This window comes from Cyclobacterium xiamenense (assembly GCF_009467825.1).
GTDB classification, from domain to species: domain Bacteria; phylum Bacteroidota; class Bacteroidia; order Cytophagales; family Cyclobacteriaceae; genus Cyclobacterium; species Cyclobacterium xiamenense.
The window spans coordinates 269,165-291,926 of the sequence record NZ_WIOK01000003.1 but is presented as its reverse complement, the minus strand read 5'-3'; the positions used below and the strand labels follow the sequence as shown (position 1 = coordinate 291,926).

General features: G+C 49.5%; 19 protein-coding genes and 1 tRNA gene. 5 read left to right on the top strand and 15 right to left on the bottom strand.

Annotated elements, in window-relative coordinates:
- Positions 1 to 1,993 precede the first annotated feature (1,993 nt).
- The 5 genes from GCU44_RS03945 to GCU44_RS03925 form a co-directional block, all read right to left on the bottom strand.
- A complete protein-coding gene (locus GCU44_RS03945) occupies positions 1,994 to 3,388 on the bottom strand; it encodes a mercuric reductase (RefSeq protein ID WP_154854054.1) in 1,395 nt (464 codons plus the stop codon).
- Positions 3,389 to 3,394: 6 nt separating this feature from the next.
- Positions 3,395 to 3,676, bottom strand: coding sequence for a DUF427 domain-containing protein (locus GCU44_RS03940; protein ID WP_154854051.1), 282 nt, complete (start codon positions 3,674 to 3,676; stop codon positions 3,395 to 3,397).
- Positions 3,677 to 3,736: 60 nt separating this feature from the next.
- The gene (locus GCU44_RS03935) at positions 3,737 to 4,798 is read right to left on the bottom strand and encodes a pseudouridine synthase (protein WP_154854049.1); all 1,062 of its coding nucleotides are present in this window, start codon (positions 4,796 to 4,798) and stop codon (positions 3,737 to 3,739) included.
- A gap of 134 nt (positions 4,799 to 4,932) precedes the next feature.
- On the bottom strand, positions 4,933 to 5,493 hold the full coding sequence (gene scpB, locus GCU44_RS03930) for an SMC-Scp complex subunit ScpB (RefSeq protein WP_154854046.1): 561 nt from the start codon (positions 5,491 to 5,493) through the stop codon (positions 4,933 to 4,935).
- Between the two features lie 2 nt (positions 5,494 to 5,495).
- Complete coding sequence (locus tag GCU44_RS03925) at positions 5,496 to 5,879, bottom strand: TraR/DksA family transcriptional regulator (protein WP_154854043.1); 384 nt, start codon at positions 5,877 to 5,879, stop codon at positions 5,496 to 5,498.
- 293 nt (positions 5,880 to 6,172) lie between these two features.
- Between GCU44_RS03925 and GCU44_RS03920 the strand changes: the two genes are divergently transcribed.
- From GCU44_RS03920 to GCU44_RS03910, 3 genes are all read left to right on the top strand, one after another.
- Complete coding sequence (locus tag GCU44_RS03920; protein ID WP_154854040.1) at positions 6,173 to 6,805, top strand: 3-keto-disaccharide hydrolase; 633 nt, start codon at positions 6,173 to 6,175, stop codon at positions 6,803 to 6,805.
- An 83-nt stretch (positions 6,806 to 6,888) separates the two neighbouring features.
- Positions 6,889 to 7,977, top strand: coding sequence for an Ldh family oxidoreductase (locus GCU44_RS03915; protein WP_154854036.1), 1,089 nt, complete (start codon positions 6,889 to 6,891; stop codon positions 7,975 to 7,977).
- A 50-nt stretch (positions 7,978 to 8,027) separates the two neighbouring features.
- Positions 8,028 to 9,158: a DUF922 domain-containing protein gene (locus GCU44_RS03910; protein WP_154854033.1), complete on the top strand. Its 1,131-nt coding sequence runs from the start codon at positions 8,028 to 8,030 to the stop codon at positions 9,156 to 9,158.
- 165 nt (positions 9,159 to 9,323) lie between these two features.
- On the opposite strand, the gene GCU44_RS03905 is transcribed toward GCU44_RS03910, so the two are convergent.
- The 10 genes from GCU44_RS03905 to GCU44_RS03860 all read right to left on the bottom strand — a co-directional run bounded on the left by GCU44_RS03905 (position 9,324) and on the right by GCU44_RS03860 (position 21,117).
- Positions 9,324 to 10,901: a calcineurin-like phosphoesterase C-terminal domain-containing protein gene (locus GCU44_RS03905; RefSeq protein WP_154854030.1), complete on the bottom strand. Its 1,578-nt coding sequence runs from the start codon at positions 10,899 to 10,901 to the stop codon at positions 9,324 to 9,326.
- 133 nt (positions 10,902 to 11,034) lie between these two features.
- The gene (locus GCU44_RS03900; protein ID WP_154854027.1) at positions 11,035 to 12,165 is read right to left on the bottom strand and encodes an FG-GAP repeat domain-containing protein; all 1,131 of its coding nucleotides are present in this window, start codon (positions 12,163 to 12,165) and stop codon (positions 11,035 to 11,037) included.
- Between the two features lie 3 nt (positions 12,166 to 12,168).
- Positions 12,169 to 12,396, bottom strand: coding sequence for a hypothetical protein (locus GCU44_RS03895; protein ID WP_154854024.1), 228 nt, complete (start codon positions 12,394 to 12,396; stop codon positions 12,169 to 12,171).
- Positions 12,386 to 12,661 carry a hypothetical protein gene (locus GCU44_RS23160; protein WP_206670801.1) on the bottom strand — a complete coding sequence of 92 codons (276 nt, stop codon included), beginning with the start codon at positions 12,659 to 12,661 and terminating at the stop codon, positions 12,386 to 12,388. The genes GCU44_RS03895 and GCU44_RS23160 overlap by 11 nt, the downstream gene beginning before the upstream one ends.
- A 35-nt stretch (positions 12,662 to 12,696) precedes the next feature.
- On the bottom strand, positions 12,697 to 13,500 hold the full coding sequence (locus GCU44_RS03885; RefSeq protein WP_154854017.1) for an alpha/beta fold hydrolase: 804 nt from the start codon (positions 13,498 to 13,500) through the stop codon (positions 12,697 to 12,699).
- A gap of 3 nt (positions 13,501 to 13,503) precedes the next feature.
- Positions 13,504 to 14,328, bottom strand: a complete 825-nt coding sequence (locus GCU44_RS03880; RefSeq protein ID WP_154854014.1) for a sugar phosphate isomerase/epimerase family protein — start codon at positions 14,326 to 14,328, stop codon at positions 13,504 to 13,506.
- A gap of 55 nt (positions 14,329 to 14,383) precedes the next feature.
- Positions 14,384 to 15,235: a sugar phosphate isomerase/epimerase family protein gene (locus GCU44_RS03875; protein ID WP_154854011.1), complete on the bottom strand. Its 852-nt coding sequence runs from the start codon at positions 15,233 to 15,235 to the stop codon at positions 14,384 to 14,386.
- Positions 15,236 to 15,282: 47 nt separating this feature from the next.
- Positions 15,283 to 16,323, bottom strand: coding sequence for a ThuA domain-containing protein (locus GCU44_RS03870; RefSeq protein ID WP_154854008.1), 1,041 nt, complete (start codon positions 16,321 to 16,323; stop codon positions 15,283 to 15,285).
- Between the two features lie 159 nt (positions 16,324 to 16,482).
- Positions 16,483 to 17,988 carry a RagB/SusD family nutrient uptake outer membrane protein gene (locus GCU44_RS03865; protein WP_154854097.1) on the bottom strand — a complete coding sequence of 502 codons (1,506 nt, stop codon included), beginning with the start codon at positions 17,986 to 17,988 and terminating at the stop codon, positions 16,483 to 16,485.
- A gap of 27 nt (positions 17,989 to 18,015) precedes the next feature.
- Positions 18,016 to 21,117 (bottom strand): SusC/RagA family TonB-linked outer membrane protein, encoded by a 3,102-nt coding sequence (locus GCU44_RS03860; RefSeq protein ID WP_154854006.1) that lies wholly within the window; start codon positions 21,115 to 21,117, stop codon positions 18,016 to 18,018.
- A 318-nt stretch (positions 21,118 to 21,435) separates the two neighbouring features.
- On the opposite strand from GCU44_RS03860, the gene GCU44_RS03855 reads away from it, so the two are divergent.
- Complete coding sequence (locus GCU44_RS03855; RefSeq protein ID WP_154854003.1) at positions 21,436 to 22,398, top strand: glycoside hydrolase family 43 protein; 963 nt, start codon at positions 21,436 to 21,438, stop codon at positions 22,396 to 22,398.
- Between the two features lie 278 nt (positions 22,399 to 22,676).
- Positions 22,677 to 22,758: transfer RNA gene (locus tag GCU44_RS03850), tRNA-Leu, on the top strand.
- The last annotated feature ends 4 nt before the right edge of the window (positions 22,759 to 22,762 follow it).

Sequence of the window (22,762 nt, the reverse complement as noted above, 5' to 3'; positions counted from 1 at the left end):
GTTGAAGCCCTTCAGGCTTTGGAGTCGGGGAAGAGTTTGATGAAGAGGGGAGAAGGCCGATGATTCGTTTGGCTAGTTGCTTGTTCGGATATACCTTGATATATCCAGTAAACTGATTTGACTGGAACCATGTAAAATTGTTTCCGCCTCCAAAACCACTCCGACTGATTGTCTAATTTATCCCAGGCCTGAAGGGCCTGAACACCAATAACTGATGGTGCAGCCCACGACTGATGGACTAGCGATTATCACCAACCCCGGCAGGGGTTGAACCTGATGTGGAGGTCTTCACAAGACCAACTGTTCTCGGGCTGACGGCTTCCCTTAGACCCGAAAAGAGCAGGGGACGCTGTATATCCAAAGGATAGGTGCTAGGCAGGCCCATGTTCAACCCGCTTCGGGCTTGGGTGGAGGATTGCTTTCCATAGTCCTCGGGTTTCGCCCGGGGTTATTGTAGTTGAAGCCCTTCAGGCTTCGGAGTCGGGGAAGAGTTTGATGAAGAGGGAAGAAGATCGATGATTCGTTTGGCTAGTTACTGGTTCGGACATACCTTGAAATATCCAGTAAACTGATTTGACTGGAACCATGTAAAATTGTTTCCGCCTCCAAAACCACTCCGACTGATTGTCTAATTTATCCCAGGCCTGAAGGGCCTGAACACCAATAACCGTGGGTGCAGCCCACGGCTGATGGACTAGCGATTATCACCAACCCCGGTAGGGGTTGAACCTGATTTGGAGGTCTTTGCGAGACCAACTGTTTTCGAGCTGACGGCTTTCCTTAGACCCGAAAAGAGCAGGGGAGGCTGTATATCCAAAGTATAGGCGGTAGGCAGGCCCATGTTCAACCCGCTCCGGGGTTGGGTGGAGGGTGGATTCTGGCAGCCCCCGGGTTTCGTCCGGGGTTATTGTTGTTGAAGCCCTTCAGGCTTCGGAGTCGGGGAAGAGTTTGATGGAGAGGGAAGAAGATCGATGATTCGATTCGCTAGTTACTTGTTCGGATATACCTTGAAATATCCAGTAAACTGATTTGACTGGAACCATGTAAAATTGTTTCCGCCTCCAAAACCACTCCGACTGATTGTCTAATTTATCCCAGGCCTGAAGGGCCTGAACACCAATAACCGTGGGTGCAGCCCACGGCTGATGGACTAGCGATTATCACCAACCCCGGCAGGGGTTGAACCTGATTTGGAGGTCTTTACGAGACCAACTGTTTTCGAGCTGACGGCTTTCCTTAGACCCGAGAAGAGCAGGGGACGCTGTATATCCAAAGGATAGGCGATAGGTAGGCCCATGTTCAACCCGCTCCGGGGTTGGGTGAAGGGTGGATTCTGGCAGTCCCCGGGTTTCGCCCGGGGTTATTGTTGTTGAAGCCCTTCAGGCTTCGGAGTCGGGGAAGAGTTTGATGAAGAGGGAAGTAGATCGATGATTCGTTTGGCTAGTTGCTTGTTCGGATATACCTTGAAATATCCAGTAAACTGATTTGACTGGAACAATGTAAAATTGTTTCCGCCTCCAAAACCACTCCGACTGATTGTCTAATTTATCCCAGGCCTGAAGGGCCTGAACACCAATAACCGTGGGTGCAGCCCACGGCTGATGGACTAGCGATTATCACCAACCCCGGCAGGGGTTGAACCTGTTGTGGTGGTCTTCACAAGACCAACTGTTCTCGAGCTGACGGCTTTCCTTAGACCCGAGAAGAGCAGGGGACGCTGTATATCCAAAGGATAGGCACTAGGTAGGTTCACTGCCCACCCAGTTCCTCGGCTCCGATGCTACGTCAAAGATAAAGATCCCCCTATACCGGTTCTCATTTTCTCCCAGGGGACCTGCGATCCCCCTCTGCTACCAGGCGGCGAACGTTGGCCATATGGCCTGAAAACACCTCGCTGACCGCGAACCGGGGATTGGCTTCCTGTGCCATAGAGAAAAACCTGTTCCGGCAAGTATTTAAAGGAAAATCAGGAATGTCAACTGACCAAAAAATGCTATCCATTGGTACTTTTGACTTGTCCCATTAAATTATTCAGGCTTTCGGCCAGGGTAGGATGGGCAATGGGCAGGTGTTGGATCTGATCGTAGGGAACCTTGCCTACCATGGCCATTTGTAAGACGGCCATGATTTCCCCCCCATCCAGACTCAGGATGGTGGCCCCGAGAATCTGCCGGCTTTCAGGGTCTACCAGTACCTTAAAAAAGCCTTTTGTTTCATCCGTTTCCAGGGCCCTCCCGGCATGTTTCATCCAAAAATTGCCTGTATGGTAAGGGATTCCTTTTGCTTTTGCCTGCTCCTCATTTAGTCCGATTCGCGCCAGTTGGGGGTCGATAAAGACGCAGTAGGGCACCAGGCGATCTTTTTTTGACAGGCTGGTGTTCCCTTCGTAGATTCTGTTAAAGGCCAGGTAGGCATCGTGGTAGGCCATATGCGTAAAAGGGGGACTTCCTGCCACGTCCCCCAAGGCATAAATTCCCGGTACGGAAGTTTCAAAGTTTTCATCCACGGCGATATGGCCGCTATCCGTAAGGGTCACGCCGACGGCTTCCAGCCCTAGCGCCGCACTGCTTGGGGTTCGGCCGGTTGCTACCAGCAGGTGGGAACCAGTGACGCTTCCATTCCCCTCTGCATCTTCGTAGGCTACTGTAATCTTCCCATTCGTAAAGCTGACTTTTTTGGCTTCAATACTTACTTTGGTAGCGATCTGTTCTTCTTTGAAAATACGGGATATCTCTTCACAAACGTCTGTATCTTCCTTAGGAACCAGGCGTGATGCCATGTCCATAATGGTGACTTGACTCCCAAACCGACGAAACATCTGACCAAACTCCAACCCGATATAGCCTCCTCCCAACACAATCAGGTGTTCCGGTGTCTCTTCCAGCTCCATGATGCTCGTGCTGTCCAGAAAGGGGCAGTCTGCCAGCCCCTCAATTTCCGGAATTCGGGGAGCCGATCCCGTGTTGATAAAAATTTTCTTTGCGGACAGTACCAGGTCTGATTGCCCTTCGCGCTCCACATGTACCCGTCGATCGGATTGAAGAATAGCCGTTCCCATAACGATAGTGACCTGTTCGGATTTTTCCAGACCTTTGGCGGCACCGCCCCGAAACAGGTCGACAATATAGTTCTTTCGCTTTTTAACGTTTTTCTGATTGACGGTATAAGCTCCAACGTCCACCCCAAAATCGCCTGCCCTGCTGACGAGATGGGCTACGCGTGCCGAAGCGGCCATGGTTTTGGTGGGAGAGCAACCGTCGTTGATGCAGGTACCGCCGATGGCTCGTTTTTCAATCAGCGCGACGGAAAGGCCTTTGGCGCTGATTTTTTTGGCCAGGGGCATGCCTGATTGGCCGGCTCCGATGATAATGGCGTCAAATTCCTTCATAAAGGCTTATTCTTCTACTTTTACGCCTTTCCAAAAAGCTACATAATTTTTTATTTGTTTTGCGGCTTCTTTCGGTTCGGGATAAAACCAAGCTGCATCCCGGTTGCTGTCCTCCCCGATTTGGATGGTATAGTAGTTAGCCCGGCCTTTCCAGGGGCAATCGGTGTTGTGGTTAGACGACTTAAAAAATTCCCGATTTAGGGATTCCGGAGGGAAATAGTGGTTATTCTCTAAAAAAATCGTGTCGTTCGACTGGGCGAGGATTTTATCGTTCCAAATGGCTTTCATGGTTTCTGGTCTAATTTTACAAAAAGGTAACCAAATCCTGCCCCAAAAACAAAAAACGGCTTATTTAAGCCGCTTTTTGTTTTTTCCTTTATTCATGAATTTCAGGTTGATCACTTCCCTTTCATTCAGGAAACGGTACTTCCCTCGGGGAATGTCCTTTTTACTCAGTCCGGCAAAGGTAACCCGGTCCAGTGCTATCACTTCATACCCAAAATGGGCAAAGATTCTACGAACGATCCGGTTTTTGCCCGAGTGGATTTCCAGCCCTAAAATGGTTTTATCCAGGGAAAGTACCTGCAGGTCATCCACCTGTGTGGGGCCATCTTCCAGGGTCACACCCTCCCGAATAGCATCCACATCGTTTTTGGCGATGGGTTTGTCCAGGGTCACCTGATAGATTTTTTTTATCTCGTAGGCCGGATGGGTCAGTCTGGCGGAGAGTTCACCGTCATTGGTAAAGAGTAGCAAACCGGTGGTGTTGCGATCCAGTCTTCCGACCGGAAACAGGCGTTCTTCGCAAGCCCCCTCTACCAGGTGCATGACCGTCTTTCGTTCCAAAGGATCGTCTGTCGTGGTGATGAAATCTTTGGGTTTGTTTAGCAAGAGGTAGACCGGTTTTTCGGGCCGGATGGACTTGCCGCGGCAGGTCACCTTGTCCTTCCGGGACACCTTAAAGCCCAATTCCGTGACTACTTGACCATTCACCGTGATTTCCCCCTTTTCAATCAGGGTATCTGCTTCTCTTCGGGAACAAACGCCCGCATTGGCGATGTATTTGTTGAGTCGGATGGCTTCCGTTTCTTTCGGAGCTTGCTTTTGTATGGCGGAAAGATCGTATTCCGGTTGGGTTTCGGTTTTTATTTTTTTACCGGGTTTTCCAGATTTTTTTATCGGTGAATACGGTTTTTGAAAGCGCTTCTTTTTTGGTTCACGCGCTTCGGCTTCTCCGTAAATGGGTTTTTGATTCTTTCCTCGTCCCTTGTATTCGCTTTTTGTCGCAGCAGGGGTATTTTCAGGCTTTTGTATTTTGCCTTTTCCGGAGCGGAACGTTTTTTCGGAAGCACGCTTGTTTCCACTGGATTTTCCCGGAGAATCACCCGAGGGTGTATTGGACTTTTTCATAATGATTGCAGCATCGCTGCTGTAGTTAAACGGTACATGTAATGCACAAGCCCTACTTGAATGGGCTTGTCCTCGCTCAAAGCGGCAGCAAATTTAGGATTTATTTACGGGATAATTTTAAAAATCGAGGAAAATCATTCCTTTTGATCGCCAATTTCGTTTTCTTCGGGTTTGAAATCCTTTGGCTGGGGTAGGTCGCTGAGGTCGTTTATGCCAAAATACTCCATAAATTTTGGACTGGTGCCGTAAAGCATGGGGCGGCCAATTCCCTCGGACTTTCCTTTAATAGCGACCAGGGATTTTTCCAGGAGTTTCTGAACAGAGTAGTCGCAGTTCACACCGCGTATTTGTTCGATTTCAGATTTGGTTACCGGCTGTTTGTAGGCAATGATGGACAGTGTTTCCAATTGGGCGGTAGACAGCCGTTTTTGCGATTGGTGCTTTTGGAGAATGGCGATGCTGGTCTGATAGGCCGGTTTGGTCAAAAACTGATAGCCTCCGGCAATTTTTTCGAGGCTAAATGCGTGGGTATCGCTTTGGTACTGTTCCTGCAGGGCCTGCAGGGCTTCCTCGAGGTGTTCGACAGGAATATCGGATTCAAACATCTCGGACAGGCATTTTTGTATCTCCTCCAATCCCAGGGGATCGGAGGAGCAAAATACCAGGGCTTCTATGTGTCGGTGTAAAAAACCCAAAATTATTTTTTGGCTAATTTGGCTTCAATGCTGTGCATGGTATGCGGCACGGCCCGCAGCCGTTCTTTGCTAATGAGTTTGCCCGTATCCACACAAACCCCGTATGTCCCGTTTTTAATTCGTCTGAGCGCATTTTCAAGGTTGATGATGAACTTTTGTTGCCGGGCTGCCAGTTGACTAAGGCTCTCCCTTTCCAACGTATCGGCACCGTCTTCCAGAATTTTAGAAGTGGAGGCAGTATTGTCCGTGCCGCTGTCATTTTGTTTGCTAAGGGATCGTTTCAGTTGCCCAAGCTCTTCCCTTGCTACGGCAAGCTTTTCATTGATTAGTACTTCAAATTCCTGAAGTTCCTCCCTGGAGTAAGTGGTTTTTTCTTCCTGGCTCATGTATCCGTTTTTTAAAAATTTCCCTAAAATACAGTGACTATTCTAAAATCAAAAATCTAATATTTTTTATTTGATCGCGAAGGGCAGCCACCTGCTTCATTTAATTCTAAATCGGCTATAAAACACTGGTAAGTAGGTGTATAAATTTGTATTTGAGTGACTACGGTAGTAGAATGTTTTGAAATGGGCGAACGTAGAAATTTTTAAATTCGGATTCGACTGCCTTTCTTGAATAATCCCCGTTATTGTCGTATTTTCGTCATCTATTTAACAATAAACTAATGTTACTTTCGATGAAAAAAATTGCATGTATCGCTTTATTCGCTTTTGTATCCCTTTCCCTTCACGCCCAAAAAGCGGATAAAGAAGGATGGATCAAACTTTTTAACGGCAAATCCTTTAAGGGGTGGAGTATCAGCGAAAATCCAGAATCGTTTTCGATAGAAGACGGTGTGATAAAAATTGATGGCCCACGGGCGCATCTATTCTACACCGGAAAAGTGGCGGACCATGACTTCAAAAACTTCGAATTGAAACTGCAAATCAAAACCATGCCCAATGCCAACTCAGGTATATTTATTCACACCGAATTCCAGGAAGGTGGCTGGCCGGAAAAGGGCTACGAAATTCAGGTAAACCAAACGCATGGGGATTGGAGAAAAACCGGAAGCGTTTACAGTTTCAAGGATGTAAAGGAAACCTACGTGACAGACGGCGAATGGTACACCAAGCACATCGTCGTGCAGGGCGATCAGGTGACGGTGAAGGTAAACGGGAAGGTAATCAACGAATTTACCGAAGCGCAAGACAGAGGTGATATCGGTGAGAGCAGAAAAAAACTGAGCAGCGGAACCATCGCGCTGCAGGCACACGATCCCAAAAGTGTGATCTACTACAAGGACATCCAAATCAAACCGCTACCCTAGTGGCGGAAGGTTTTGTTTGGCTGTCGTAAGTAGTACTTGATTTTCTAAAGACAGGTCGCGTTGTTTCGTTTTATTTCCAACCGATGAGTGGCGAACGCATACGTTTTGATCCGGAAGCGCTACGGTCCTTTACCAGCCGTGCGTTTTCTCATTTCGGTATTCCGGAGCAGGATGCCTCCCTGGCGGCCGATGTTCTTGCCTACAGCGACGAACACGGGATTGATTCCCATGGAGTGGCCCGATTAAAAACCTACGTGGATTTGTTAGAAGCGGGCAGGATCAATCCCAGACCAAAGCTCAAGATCGTCCGCGAAAAGCATGCCGTTGCCACCGTGGATGGAGACAATGGGTTGGGATTGGTCGTTGGACCGAAATGCATGGAAATGGCCATCGAAAAAGCCCGCCTTCACGGGCAAGGCTCGGTTTCCGTGTGTCACACCAACCATTACGGGGCAGCCGGCTATTATCCCTTGATGGCCGTACGTCAGGATCTCATCGGTATGTCCATGACCAATACGTCCAAAGGAGTGGCTCCTTTCAATGGCATTGAAAAAATGCTCGGTACCAACCCCCTTGCCATGGGGTTTCCGACGGGTGATGAGCCTACCGTGTTGATGGATTTTGCCAGCAGTACGGTAGCCTACGGGAAGGTGGAGATTGCCTGGAGGGCAGGGGAAAACGTACCCCTCGGCTGGTGTTTGGATGAACAGGGCCGTCCGACCACCGAGCCGGAGCGGATGATGCAGGGTGGAGCCTTGCTTCCCCTGGGTAGCACCAAAGAAGGGTCTGGACACAAAGGGTATTGCATTGGGGGGATTGTGGACATCATGACGGCGGTACTAAGTGGGGCGAATTGGGGGCCCTTTGCGATTCCTTTTGCCATAGATTCCCCGCAGTCCGAAAAGCAGGTTGGAAAGGGTATTGGTCATTTTTTTGGTGCATGGGATGTTGAGGGATTTCGCGATCTTGCGGCATTTAAGTCGGATTTGGACGCCTGGATACAGACCATGCGTACCACCCGTCATCTGCCCGGTGGTCCGGAAGTACAGATTCCGGGAGACCCGGAATGGGCCGCCTATCGGATTCGTATGAAGGAAGGCATTCCCTTACAAGTGGCAGTAGTCCGGGATTTGGAACGGATTGCGGCTGTTTTGGGTATTCCGGCCCCATAGAACCCGGCGAGTTGATTTCGTGTTATGGCTGATAGAAAGGAGGATTTCCCATGAGTATTTCGCAGCTATATAGGTCCACGGGCCCAGGTATTGCTTTTTGGACCCTATGGTTTTTTGGATTGCTTTTGGTGTCGTCGGGGCAATCGGTAAAGGCCTCGCAGCCCATCGATCCCATCGCACTGAAGGTGACCTCCCAGTTATTTGTCCCCGCCGAATACTACATCAAAGGAGTGATCGATGACCGGACGGACCAGTCTCCCGTGGCATTCCTGGTACCAAATGCCGACAGCGGTAGGCAGTTAGAAACCGTGGATCTCGAAGGGGGCGCCATGAATGCGCTGGAAAGGTACTTTTCCGGTGTACTTCCCAGAAATCCGAACCTAAAACCAATTGTGGTCCGAATCAAGGACCTGAAAATCATGGAAGTGCTGAAAGGCGAGGGGAGGGTTCTGGTGGAGGGGGAGGTTTTTTTGGATTTTTCCTTTGAATTGGATAGGGGAGACGAGTTGGTTCATTTGTTGGATTTTCAGGGAGGAATCAGTTACAAGCGGGGTGTTCGGCAATTTTACCTGATTGAACCGGTACTCAGAAGATCCATCAACAATTCGCTTACCTATTTCAATGACTGGATCGAAAAGGAATCCAAAAATGAAATCAAGTTGCTTAGCGATGTGCAGGTTCGTATCCGGGATTATCGGGAAGACTTCGGAGACGATACGGTGTTTTACAATCCCATCCGGCCCTTGACCTGGGATGATTTCAAAGGAAGGCCCCGGTTCAATAATTACGCAGCCTCCATCTTTGCCAGCATCAGTTACGAAGGTAATAGCTGGATCGAGGATGGAGAAGTAATCGTAGACCTGGTGTTTAAAACGTACATGCTAAAAAGCTCTTCCTGGGTGCGGGGGACGAATAACAGCTACGGGCTGAATCACGAGCAACGGCATTTCGATATCGCAAAAATTGTGATGGAACGCCTGAAGGAACGGGTAGAACAATTGGACCTACAGCCCCATAATTTTGATCGAAAGGTTTCTTTCCATTACCTGGAGGCCTATCGGGAAATGAATCGGCTGCAGGAGCAATACGATCGGGAAACGGCCCACGGATTAAACGGTCCGGCGCAGGGGCGTTGGAACGAGAAGATCGACGAAGAGTTAGGTCACTTTGGATTGAAGTGAATTTCGGGCAATTTCGGAAAGCAGGGCTGTAGCTGTGGGAGTGCAGGCAAGGTCCGAATTGCGCCGGAAAAGACTCGCCCTGTCGGTTTTTACAGGAAAATGAGAATAAAAAAAGTGGCCGTCGGATAGACGGCCACTTTCGTACGGAACGTTGGTAGGTGGTTTTTAAAAGGTTACCGGTTCGGCAATCCGGTATGTGCTACTTGCGGTATGGGTTCTTCCAAACATATCCCGCGCCCGTACTGTGATTGTGTGCGTACCGACCGGAAGGTTTGTAGGGACGGCGCCTCGCCAAAGGTGGGTAGAATTGACGGGGTTGGAGGGCCTTCGGCCTGCCTCCAGGGATTCCATCAGATCCCATTCCATGACATCGACCAAAAAGGAAGGGTCTGGTGCTTCGATCCAGGTCATGGGGCGCCAATCGCCATTATCGATTTTGTATTCCACCAGATCGTCTTTATCTCCAATAAAGAAGTTGGCAAATATACCGGAAGAGCTGCCGCGGTTATTGGCAACGACCTTGGGATTGAAAATCCGTATCTGATAATCCCTGGGCTCTCCTACTACCTTGTAGTCGATGGTATAGCTATTGCCCGACACGTGCAAAAGGGCATACCCTTTTGGGGTGCCATCCCGCATGGTGGAGATGGGGATTCCCTGCTCGTTGAGTTTACCGGAGTACCAATCTCCGGAGGTAGTACCGGCATTGTATTCGTGAAAACGTCCATCGCCTTCCCATCCATTTTCGGCCGTATAGAAATTGTGTCGTTGCAGGTGAGTATGGGCCGACATGGCAAGGCGGTTGGGGTAGTCTTTCAGCAAGTCAAACAATCGCTTTCGGTCGCTGTCGCGGAAGGCATTTTCGTTTTGGTGGAGCAAGGGAATGTGAAAAGAAAGTACCACCAGCCGGTCTTTGTCCACGTGTTTCAGGTTGTTTTCGACAAAATCCAACTGGTCTTGCCGAAAGCCTCCCCAATACCCTTGCCCATCTCTGGGATCGGGATAGAGAATGTCTTCCAATACGATAAAATGCGCATCTCCGTAATTAAACGCATAGGAGGAGGGGCCAAATGTCTTCTCAAAGGATTCATCCGCATGGGCATCAATCGTTGCATCGTAGTTCATGTCGTGGTTTCCCATGACGTTGTACCAGGGCCAGGCGGTTTGTTTTAGAATTTCCACGTAACCCGGATGAAGGTCCAGGTCATCACCGGATAGATCTCCGAGGCTAATCCCAAAACGAATACCGGATTCATTTTTTGCTTCACTAACCACTCCCTTTGCGAAGGCCTCCAGCTCTTTCTGCGTGTAGGGTTGCGGATCCCCGAAGACCATGGCGGTAAATTCTTCCGGTTCCTCGGATGGATAAAGGGCAAAATCTACCGATTTGGGTAATTTTCCTGTAGGGGCAACCCCGCCGTATTTCAGATCGGGGGAACCTTCCGGCTTGTGGTTGTAGTAGAATGCAGGCAATCCATTTGCTCCGGTAGGAACGGCGTAGCCGGATGGCTTGATTACAAAAATAATCTCGTCCCCGGCTATGGGAAGTTGGTACTTACCGTCCTCATCGGTGAGTACGACCTGTACGCCGTTGGTAACGGCTACCGCGGGGATGCCTTTTTCCCTGCGTTCTTTCTTGCCATTTTGGTTGCTGTCTTCAAACACGTAGCCCGAAACCTGATTCTGGGCAATAACGGAAACGCTGATGCAAACGCACCAGCATAAAAACGCGATTTTTTTCATAGCGGTTGGTTGTATTTCTTTTCGAGCAAGTTAGCTAATCGCGGATAGACTCGCGTTAACTTAACGTTATCTTTCCGTGCTGCTTCCGGAGGGTTTTTCTCCTGCCTTGTATTTGTTGAAGGGAATTGAAGACCTATCGCGGACCCCGGTTGTGAAACACCACGAGACCGTCTTTTCCGGCCACCACTATGTCCAGCAGGCCGTTTCCATTCAGGTCTTCTACCGAGAAATAAAGTCCGGCACCCTTTCCTTCTCCAAATGGGCCGTAGCTTATGATGTTTTTGGTGAAGGATTCTCCGTTCCACTTGAAATAGTACAAGCCCAAATGATCGTTTGCCCCAGGGTCTCTTCCATTGTGGGCCCGGTAGCGTTTTCCGGTGATCAATTCCATCTGTCCGTCGTTGTCAATATCGGCCCATTCCATGGTATGGTATTGGGATTGAAAAGGATCAATGGGATGTTGGATAAAGGAAATCTCCCCGCCTTCTCGCATCTGCTCGTACCAGTGCAAGCCGTAATCGTGGCCCTGCCCCACAATGAAGTCGTTCAATCCATCGGCGTTGACGTCGGTGACAATAATTGGCACACTGGCACCACCGAGGGAGAAGGAGGGATGCAGTTTCCAGCTGCCGTTTTCCAAGTCGTCAGGCGCTTCCAACCAACCTTCGGGAATGATAAAATCTCCTCGTCCATCTCCGTTGATGTCGCCAAACCCCAGACCGTGCCCGTGTTTTTCGGTGACCGGATGCTTTTCAAAACTGCCCGTTCCCTTGCCATCGGCATCTCGACTGAGGCTGTAGTAAGCCAGCGGTTGGTTGGGGGTATTGGGGACAATGTCCAGGAAGCCGTCACCGTCTACATCCCAGGCACGAGACGTTTCCACATTTCCGGTATTCGCGATTTCGTGTACCGTCCATTCCCCGTTATTTCCGGGATTTTCTACCCAGAACAATGTCTTTCCAAACCAACCTCCGGTGACGTAGTCCATCTTTCCGTCTCCATTTACGTCGAGCGGGATGGTAGAAAAATCATCGAAATACTCACTCACTCGCTTTACCTGACCGATGAGCTGTCTGGAGGTGAATTCCGGGCCTTTGTACCAATAACTGCCGGAAATCAGATCCGGATTTCCATCTCCGTCTACATCAAAAACGCCCACCGATTCCGCACTTTCCATGGCGATCAGTTGTTTTTCGAAGGTTACCGGTTTGGGGTCATCGTTGAGAAATGCCAACGTTAGGGCAATGCATGTGTATCCAATCATGGTTTAAAGGTAACCTATTTGACGTATAAAGTATCCTGCACTATCCTGTTCACCAGGGTATATGCAGCCATTCAGCCGGCGATTGGTGCTAATTTCAGTGATACTTTCTTTTTTCTCCGGGAAAGAAAATGGAGAAGGCTCCATATAAAAAAGCGATACACCGCGTTTTTCCAGGGTTTCCTCCATGGTATAAAAGAGCATGTATCCCAAGCCAAAGCCTTCATTGTCCATGGTAAATCCCCACCAGGGCCAGTACGACCAGTGCCACACCATAGGGAATAATCCAGGCAGAATAAAAATAGCCGGAAAGGCCAAAATCAATTCTGAAATACCCGATAAAAAATTCGTGGATTTGGGTGGCTTCGTCCAGCGATAAAAACACAAAAGCCAGTGCCAATCCCAGCCATCCAAGGGATAATTTGTTTACAAAAAATAAAAAATGAATAAAAAAAGCTGCATGGCCTTGTACTGGTACCGGCCATGCAGCTTTTTGCAACGGTGGAAAAAACCGCTAGTACCTCCGAAGTTTTGTTAATTATCCAGCAACCACTGATGGACCCGCTGGTTAAAATCCTCCAGGTTTTCCCAGTGGAAGGCATGCCCGCTGCCCGGGTAGATGTGCAACAGGGAATTGGGAATGGCTTCGGCTACTTCCCGGGTCATCCATAGTGGTGTGAATGCGTCTACTTCTCCGCCCAGAACAAAGGTAGGGAGAGCGATGGAGGGTAGCTGTTCCACTACCTGGTGGTGTATGCAGGCCTCAGCCTGTCCCTCCAGTCCAACCAGTGGTTGGGGATTTGGCTCCAAAGCTGCGTTTTTCCGATCCTCTACCAGACCTTGATATGCTTTTTTGTCATCAAAGGTGGCTTTGGAGAAAATCAGCAGCTGCACGTACAAGCTAAATTCTTCCGGGCGTAGCCGGGCTTTGCAGTCCACCATGTGTCGGAAGATCGTTTCGGCCATCCGGTCACACTGCGCCCAGGGGCACATGAGTACCAGGGATCGCAGCAATTCGGGATGGCGAATGGCCAGTTGCTGGGCAATGATACTGCCCATGGAGACCCCCACCACGCGTACATCGGAAAGTTCCAGGTGTTGCAACAATCCCGCACAGTCATCGGCCATTTGTGCCGAACTGTACGGGCCGGGAGGCTTGTCGGATAAGCCTACACCGCGGTTATCTACCAGTATACAACGAAAGCTTTTTTCCCAATGTGCTACGTGTTTTTCCCAGACGGCACCCGGGGCGGTGATTCCCATGATCAATAACAGTGGATCGCCAGATCCTCTTTCCTCGTAGTAGAGGTTGATTCCATTACTTTGTACGGTAGGCATCGGCTATTTCAGGTTTGGAATGAGCGATTCATGAACCCACTTACCATCGTGTAGGGTGACAAAATCGGGATCTTCCAGGGCTTCCTGGCCCTCGTCTTCACAGATGATCCAACCGTTAAACTGTTCGTCTTTCAACCACTGGGTGATGCCGGTGAAGTCTACTTTTCCTTTTCCCATCAGGGTGAATTCCGGATTTCCGTCCCAGTCCTTGTAATGGACGTGATTAATCAGCGAGCGGTATTCCTTCATTTTTGCCAGGGGGTCCATGCCCCCGTTGATGATATGGCCCACATCCGGGCACCAGCCCGTCACTTTTGGATTCAAGCTTTCTAGAATTACCTGGTAATCTTCCTCCGTTCGGGTAATGGAAGTGTGCGGAGAATTCGGGTGAAAGCTACTGACCACTCCCTGATCCGTTGCCCGGGAAGAGACGGTATTTACGATCTCGACCAGATTTTTTCTTCGCTGTACCAGATCGTGCCGCCCGGTGGGTATCTGTACCGTACAAAGAACCGACCCCGGGAATTTGGCGAGTAGTTTGATGGCCTCGTCGGCAATCTTTTTTTCCTCATCGGTTTCTTGGGTCCCGTTCCAATCCAGGGCAAGGGCCACCGCTGCCAGTTCGATATTTTCCTCTTTGAGTTTCTTTTCGAGCAGATTGGCATCAGCCAGGGGCCCCATCCAGGTGAAAATTGGCTGGATACCGGTAAATCCGGCCTTGGCGATTACTTCAATCATGTGGCCGAGCTGGCCCTTGTAGGTCTCGCCGTTATTGCTCATGAACCAGGTATAGACTTCTGCTCCAAATCGAAAAGGTAAGGTATTCATTGCTTGTTTTTGTTTTAGGGTTAGTTAACGTGAGGGATGCAAAGGGTGCGTTGGATTAAAGTCCGTGTTTGGCACCCATTTCCCGAATAAAGCGGTATCCATTTTCGGCCATTTCCCAGGGTTGGGAAAACTCCCGCCATACGCCGATGGAGTTGGCAAAGTCGGGGTCATTTCTGGTAAACCCCTCGATGGTGAGCCAGCCTCCGAACTTGATCGCTGCCAGGGTAGCAAAGGTATCGTCCCAGGGCACATGGCCGGAACCAGGGGTGCCGCGATCGTTTTCGCTGATGTGTACATGACCCAGGTAGGGAGCTACCTTTCGTAGGGCATCTCCGAGTTTTTTCTCTTCGATATTGGCATGATGGGTGTCAAACATGGCCTTCACATGGGGGTGGTCGACTTTTTTAACCAAATGGATCAGTTGGTCCATCGTGTTGCAGAGGTAGCATTCAAAGCGGTTCAGCGCTTCCGGGGTAAGGGTAATTCCGGCCTGCGCGGCATGGTCACCCGCTTGGTGCAATACCTCTGCGCTTCGGTCGTATTCCTCCTCGGTGGGAGACCGCTGGGCAAAGGTAGAAAACGCAGAGTGAAAGGGGCCACAAATCACTTTTGCACCCAGATCGTTGGAGCGGTCGATGGTCCATTTTATTTTGTCCAGAGCCTTTGCCCGCACAGCAGCGCTGGGGTCTATCGGGTTTTCATCCGGACCCAACACAAAAACGGTGGTGGTTTCAAGCCCTGCCTGGCTCGCGAAGGAGCCGATTTCCCGATAGGCTTTTTCATCGGGCGATCCCACAAAAAACTCAACGCCGTCGTAACCAATCGCTTTTAGCCGCTCAATGATGGGTTTTAGTTCATCCGAAACAACGGCAGACCATGCCAGCACGTTAAATCCAATTTTATTCATGATATGTACGTTAATGATGGGTAAAAAAACGGTGTTTTCTATGGGGATTATTCGAAATCCGATACCTTCATTCCTGTTCTGAAATTATCAAATCCAAACATGGTCGGTTCGTAGGAACCAACGATGAATACCTCGGCTTTTTCCGGAATCATTGGTTCCATGTCCAGGCCCCAGTAGGTAGCGTTGACGATAAGTCTCCGTAAATCCTCGCTGAGCAAGTCTACGGAAGCACCCATGGTACTGGCGAAGACCCTTCCTTTTTTCCCGCCCTCCAGTGCGTAGGATTTGGTCCATGCTACCGGCATCAGGGATTTTTCCCAATTGATTGGGGCATCGGGAGTCATCCCGGAGGTAGACGCCCCGTGAATCAAAACGGTGGCATCGTCTCCGATGTCGGTCACCGTATACACATCCGATGCGGCCCAAATGTCCTTAACTCCATTTAAAATAGGATTTTTGGCAGCGGCTTGTATGCCATCCAGTAAGGCCCGCGTGCCTTCCACGGCATGGTGTCCGTGGTGGGCTACCCAGGTTTCTCCCAGTATCTTTTTTCCAAATCCTTTTTCCCAGCCTGGAGATTTGCTTTGCCAATGGTACTTGGCGTAGGGACTCTTGCTTTCCGCGCTGTAATTGAAGGCATGGGTAGATGTACGCAGTGCGATCAGTGGCTTCCCTGCCTTCAGGAACGCATCGAAATAGCGCATCTGTTCGTCAGGTAGCTCCCGAAAACGCAGCAGAATAATGGCCAGGTCGGCATCCTCGAGGGCTTCCATGCCTGGGATGTTACTTTTATAGTTGGGGACTACCTCGTTTTTTTCCGGATTGATGGGAAACAGTACCGTTGTGGAAAAACCATGGTGGGTGGAAAGAATTTTTGCCAGCATAGGAAGGCCTTCCTCTGAGCGGTATTCGTCATCTCCTGCTATTAGTACGATTTTTTTTCCGTTGCCGGGGCCATCGCCACCGTCGAAATGGAGCATCAGCTTTTCCTGTTGGGCCATACACAGGCTTCCGGTCAAGGCAACGAAAACGAGTACAGCCAGGAAGGAAAGGGAGCAGCTCTTGGTGTTTAGAAAGGGTGCTTTCATGGAGAAAAGAAGTTGTTTTGGAATTTAAAGTAAGCAAATTGTTTGGAACAATTCCTACAGATAGTCGATCTATTGTACGAAAATAGGATAAAAGGGGCAAACCGGATGGTGATCATCCGTTTCGCCCCTTTTTAAATACATTTTTTTCTGAATGGTTACTTAATACCCAGCATTCTGTGTCAGCTTATCGTTGTTGCGGATCTCTGCTGTGGGAATGGGAAAGAGCAATTCCCGCTCCCGGAGCGTAGGTCCGTACGAAAACTCATGGCCTACGTAGTCTTCAAACTCCCTGGTGTTTACATTGAATGCCTTTCGTAGGCGTACCATGTCGTACCAGGTTTTGTTTTCGAAACACAATTCTACCCACTTTTCTCTCCAGACAGCCTCCCGGAATTCTTCCTTGCTGAGGTTTTCCAGCTCGGGAAGATTCGCTCTACGGCGAATACTGTTAATCGCCTCGTAGGCTGCCGTGGTAGGACCATTTGCTTCATTGATGGCCTCTGCATAGATCAGAAGAATTTCGGCGTAGCGGTATACGGGCCAGTTCATACCACTGCTGGTGGTCGATAACTGGGCTTCTTCGTCGAAATGCTTCCAAATGTAGTAATCCCCCAATTCCATGACCGTGGTTCTATCCGACTCCAGACTGTATTCGGTGTAGAAGAATTCCTTTTCTTCTGCCCGTTTGTCTCCGGATTCAAAGGATTCTACGAATTCCTGGTTGGCGAATATGCCGCCGGTTTCGGCGCTGTAGGCCGAGATTCCCCGGTTGTAAGGAATGATGGAAACTTGCCAGGAGGAAGGTACGGTAAAAGCCGCGTATTGCTTCATGAATATGTGTTCTCCCTGGTTTTTGTCTTCCACGGAATGCAGGCTGCTGTATTCATCGAATAGTTCAAATACGCCGGACTGGATGACATCATCGGCTTTTTCCGCGGCAAGTTGGTAGTACTGGTCTCCCGCCTGAAGGGGGTAGCCGGCCATGGTCAGGTATACGCTAGAGAAGAGCGATTTGACAGCACCCATAGACACCCTCCCACTGGCATCCCGCCAGGGCAAACCGGAGTCTTCCGCTACCTCCAGGTCGGCCACGATCTGATTATACACCGCCTCGGTACTTGCCGGGTCGGGGTACAATTCCGGGCTGGTCAGGTCGATGGAGGTGGTAATCAGCGGAATGTTTCCAAAGATCCGGATCAGGTTGAAATAGTAGTAGGCCCGTAAAAACCGTGCTTCTCCGAGCAGTCGGTTTTGCTGGGCGTTGTCCATTTCTATTTCCGGGATTTTTTCAATGGCCAGGTTGGCATTGGCGATACCCCGGTACGAACTGGTCCAGTAGGTTTGACCGTACCCATTGTCCGAATTGTTGATCAGGTTTCGGACAAAGAGACTGTTTTGTGCCTGGCCCAATTCCGTATTGGCAAGACCTGTAGCAAACTCCAGCATCATCCAGGGTCCCCCGCCAAATCCACTTTGCATGACCGGGTAAAGACTCTCGTAGATGGAATTCACCACGCTGGTGGCGTGCTCTGGCCGGGTGAAGTAATTTTCCAGGGTGAAATTCGACTTATCGGTTTCTTCCAGAAATTCGTTGCAACCCCAAACCGTGCTCATCACTAATCCGATGAGGCAAAACCGGCTGAATTGTATGATGTATTTTTTCATAATGTTCATTTTTTCAAGCGTTTTTGTTTACAGAGCAATGTTTACCCCCAACATAAATACCCGTGGTTTGGGGTAGGCATACAAATCTACCCCCTGGTCAAAGGGAGAACCAGAGGTAGAGACCTCGGGGTCGTATCCCTGAAATTTGGTGTTCAGGAAGAAGTTTTGAACCGATACAAAGGCACGTAGCCGGTTAAGGTTGAGGCGCTGGATCAGTTCCGGTTCGAAGGTATACGCAAACAACAGGTTTCTCCCACGCAGGAAGGAACCATCCTGTGCCCGGTCCGAATCGTTGAAGGTGTTGTACCCGGCAGTAAGCGGCCGCAATTCGGCAATATTCGTGTTTTGGTTGTCAGGGGTCCAGGCATTCAGTACCGTGCGAAAACTATTCGCAATACCTTGCCGGTCCTCGGCGGAGTGCTTGCTTCTCCACAAAACCTGGTTGCCATACATAAATTGAAGGTCCACCATCAATTCAAAATTCTTGTATTGAAAGGTGTTCATCAGCGTACCAAATCCTTTGGGAATACCCTGGCCGATGATCACCCGGTCGTTATCGTTGATGGCGCCATCGCCGTTGACATCTTCGTACTTGATATCTCCCGGGAGCTTGAAGTACTGGGCGGCCAGGTCGGCTTCGTCGGTATCCCAGGTGCCCTGGTGGACAAATCCAAAGAACGAACTTACGGGCTCTCCTTCACGAATGATTGTGGATCCCGAAAAGATATCGGCTCCACCGGTCAGTTCCAGCACGGTGTTTTTGTTGACCGAAATATTGAAATGGGTGTCCCATTTGAAGTCATTGTTGACGACGTTTACGGAGTTCAAGGCGAATTCTACGCCTTTGTTTTCCATGCTGCCAATGTTTTGGGTCACTTGGGTATAGCCGCTACTGGAGGGCACGGGTGCATTGAGCAACATGTCTTCGGTAAGCTTTCGATACAGGTCTACCTCAAAAGTGAGGCGGTTGTTAAACAAGCCCAATTCCAGTCCCACATCGGTTTGGAAGGTTTTTTCCCAACGCAGATCGGGATTTGCCAGTCGGTTTATACCCAATCCAATGGAGCGGGAGTTGTTGAAAATTACTGTATAGTTCCCCATTCCGGCCAGGGCCTGGTAGGCGGGAATTTCGGAGTTTCCGGTAACCCCGTAGCTACTTCTAAGTTTTAAATTGGAGATGGTTCGGCTATCCTTTAGGAAGTCCTCCTCGGAAACCCTCCAGGCCAATGCAGCAGACGGGAAAACCGCATAGCGGTTGGCTTCGCCAAATTTGGAAGAGCCGTCGATACGGCCGGTAAAGGTAAGCAGGTATTTTTCCTTGAGGTTGTAATTAAATCGTCCAAAATAAGAATTCAATCCATACGCGGAAGTACCGGACGTGGTCTGGAAAACGTTGGCACCTGCGCCAAGGTTATTGAATTTGAAATAGTCGTCCTGAAAATCCCGTGAGCGGGCCATGCTGTTGAAGCGGTCCACGTGCTGCCAGGAGATCCCCAGCAAGGCGTTGATGGATTGGTTTTCGTCGATTTCCTTGGTATAGGTCAGGTAGTTTTCAAATTGCCAGGAATTCAGCCGGTCGTTCATCACATAGGCATCTCCTCGTTGGTTTCTGGCGATGTAGTTAAGCATGCGACCGCCGTAATAGTCCACGCGCTGGTTGATGATGTTGGTGGCCAATACCGACCGAAACTCCAAGCCTTCGGCGAGGTTGAAGTTGGCGTACAGGTTGCCCAACATGGTTTGGGTATTTAGGATGTATACCCGGTCCTCTACCACGTGGAGTGGGTTATTGCCGCCTTCCATGCCGGGATAGTCTTCGTTTCCTGCCCAGGATCCGTCGGCATATTTGACCGGTATGATGGGGAGTGCTTCGAGGACCTGCCGCATGGCAATAATTCCACCCGCGCCGAGCGGATCTACCTGGCTTTCTTTCTGATCGGTGTAGCTGAGGCTACCACCCACTTTCAGCCAATCCTTTATTTGGCTGTCAAAGACAAACCGGCCTGCATACCGCTTCAGGTAGGAGCCACGCATCAGGCCTTCTTCGTTCCGGTGATTGACGTATATACCATAGGAGTCTTTTTCGTTGCCTCCGGTAAGTCCCAACTGGTAATTTTGGGTAACTGCCTGACGGAAGGACTCGTCCTGCCAGTCCGTATCGTGCAGGGGATTGCCATTGGCATCAAACAGTCGTGGGTTCGTTCGCTTGAGTTGTGGGTCCCGGTAAATGCCGTTCGCCCATCCCGTGGGATCGTACTTTTGGGCATTTTGGTAGGCAATGTCCTCTACCCGCAAAAATTCTTCGGAATTGAGTAGCGGGATTTTTTTGGGAAGTACACCCACACTCACATCGGTGTCGAAGGTGATCACACCGCCGGTGCTGCTGCCGCGTTTGGTAGTCACCAGAATGACGCCATTGGCTCCCCTGGCTCCATAGATAGCTGTGGCAGAAGCATCTTTCAATACCTCTACCGAGGCGATATCATTTGGGTTGATGTAGTCGATCGGTGTACTGCCATTGGCCAGGCCGGCGGCATGAATGATGACTCCATCAATCACGTAAAGCGGGTCGTTGGCGATGCTTACCGAGGTATTTCCCCTAATACGGATATTGGCTCTTCCGCCCGGGCGTCCCGAGTTAACGGATACATTTACTCCCTGTATCCGTCCAGAAAGGGCTTGGTTGAGGGAGGCAGAAGGGCGCTCTTGCAGCTCTTCGGCGTTTACCGAACCGACCGCTCCGGTCAAATCCGATTTTTTCTGGGTACCGTAGCCCACTACCACTACTTCCGATAGGTCCGAAAAGGACGAACGGAGCATGATGTCTACCTGATCCATTCCAGATTGGATGGTGATCTCCTGGGTTTCGTAGCCGATAAAACTGGCAACAAGTACTTCTCCATTGGCGACTTCCAGGCTAAACTCGCCGTCAATGTCTGAGACGGTTCCCCGGGTCGTGCCTTTTACCAGCACCGAAACCCCCGGGATCAATTCCTGGTCTTCCTGCGATTTTACAACCCCGGAGACGGTGCGCTGTCCCTGGGCCATCGCCTGTTCACCGAGCAAAAGCAGCGAAAAGGCGACCATGGCAAAGCCATAGTTAAATTTTTCAAAGAAAAATTTTTTCATACTAGTTTAGGTTTATTGATTAATTAATTTAAGAAATAAATACTTTAATTTAAAAGCATTTACTTTACTAATTTCGCTAAATTTAAATAAAAACAAAAAATATTCTATCATGTACTGTCCTGTTCGGTGCTATTATAAGTTGGTATTGCTTGTTTTTTCCCAATACGATTTTATGGATGGAAATATATCCGGATTAAACGGCTGGTTTGTGAGATGGGTGGAGCATGATTTTTATCATCAAAATTCTACCAGAAATTACCGAACCTTGATTATTTGTTATCTTTGTTCCTGCCAGATTTTGAAATCGGAACAAACGCAATGGATTCAATAAAACGAATATGTATCAGGTTTTTGATTGCCGGGAGTTTTGCCTTCCTGCTTGCCTGCTCTTCTACTGCTTACCAGGCAAAAAAGAAGGTGTATCTTTTTTCCTACTTTACCGGTAACGGTGAAGATGGGTTGCATCTGGCGTATTCCCTGGACGGGTACCAATTCAAGCCGCTGGAAGAAGGTGCGTCCTTGCTGACACCTACAGCAGGTGGGGATAAACTCATGCGCGATCCCTGCATTGTGCAGGGAAGGGATGGAAGGTTCCACATGGTATGGACCGTAAGCTGGAACGAAAAAGGACTGGGCTATGCCTATACGGACGACTTGGTAAACTGGTCGGAGCAACAGTTTATCCCGGTGATGGAACACGAACCAAATGCCAGAAACACCTGGGCACCCGAGATATTTTACGACGAAGAAAAGGATACCTACCTTATTTATTGGTCCAGTACAGTAACCGGTCGCTTTCCGGAGACCCAATCTGAAGAAGAAAACGCATACAATCACCGGCAATACTATGTAACCACAAAGGATTTTATCTCCTTTTCTGAAACCCGACTTTTTTACGAACCTGGGTTCAATGTAATTGATGGCACCATTCGGGAAGTAGACGGAGAGTACCTGCTTTTTGTCAAAGATGAAACCCGGGAGCCTCCGAAAAAAAACATCCGGATAGCCAGGAGTGAACAACCCGAAGGACCTTATGGCCCCGCCGGTGAGCCCATCACGGGAGATTACTGGGCGGAAGGCCCCACCGTGGCCAAGGTCGGAGATTACTACCTGGTTTATTTTGATAAATACATTGAAAAACGAATGGGGGCGGTGATGTCTTCTGACCTGGAAAATTGGATCGATATCTCCTCCCGGATAAATTTTCCCGTCGGCAGCCGGCACGGAACGGTCTTTCAGGTAGACAAGCGTTTTTTCGACCAGCTGCCCTTTAAGCGGTAGGTTTGGGTGCTTGGAGCATCGCCTGGGATAAGCGGGCTTTTCTCGAAAGGCGGTGATGAAGGAGTTTTTGCAGCTGCTATTGGACTTGAAACACAAGCCTACCCCAATCAGAAGAAGGGTTGCTCTCTGGATACGACCCGATTACAGGCTTGGTAATGAGTGTATTGATTTCGGGACAACTGCCGATGAAAAATAATTCGGCCCTTTGGACAGGAATAAATGGGGTTTTCTTTGTTGAAAAACAATTTATTTTTCATTTTTGCAGTCACAATTTACATGCGCACGTGGCGAAATTGGTAGACGCACTGTCTTCAGGCGGCAGCGCCTTCGGGTGTGAAGGTTCGAATCCTTTCGTGCGCACATT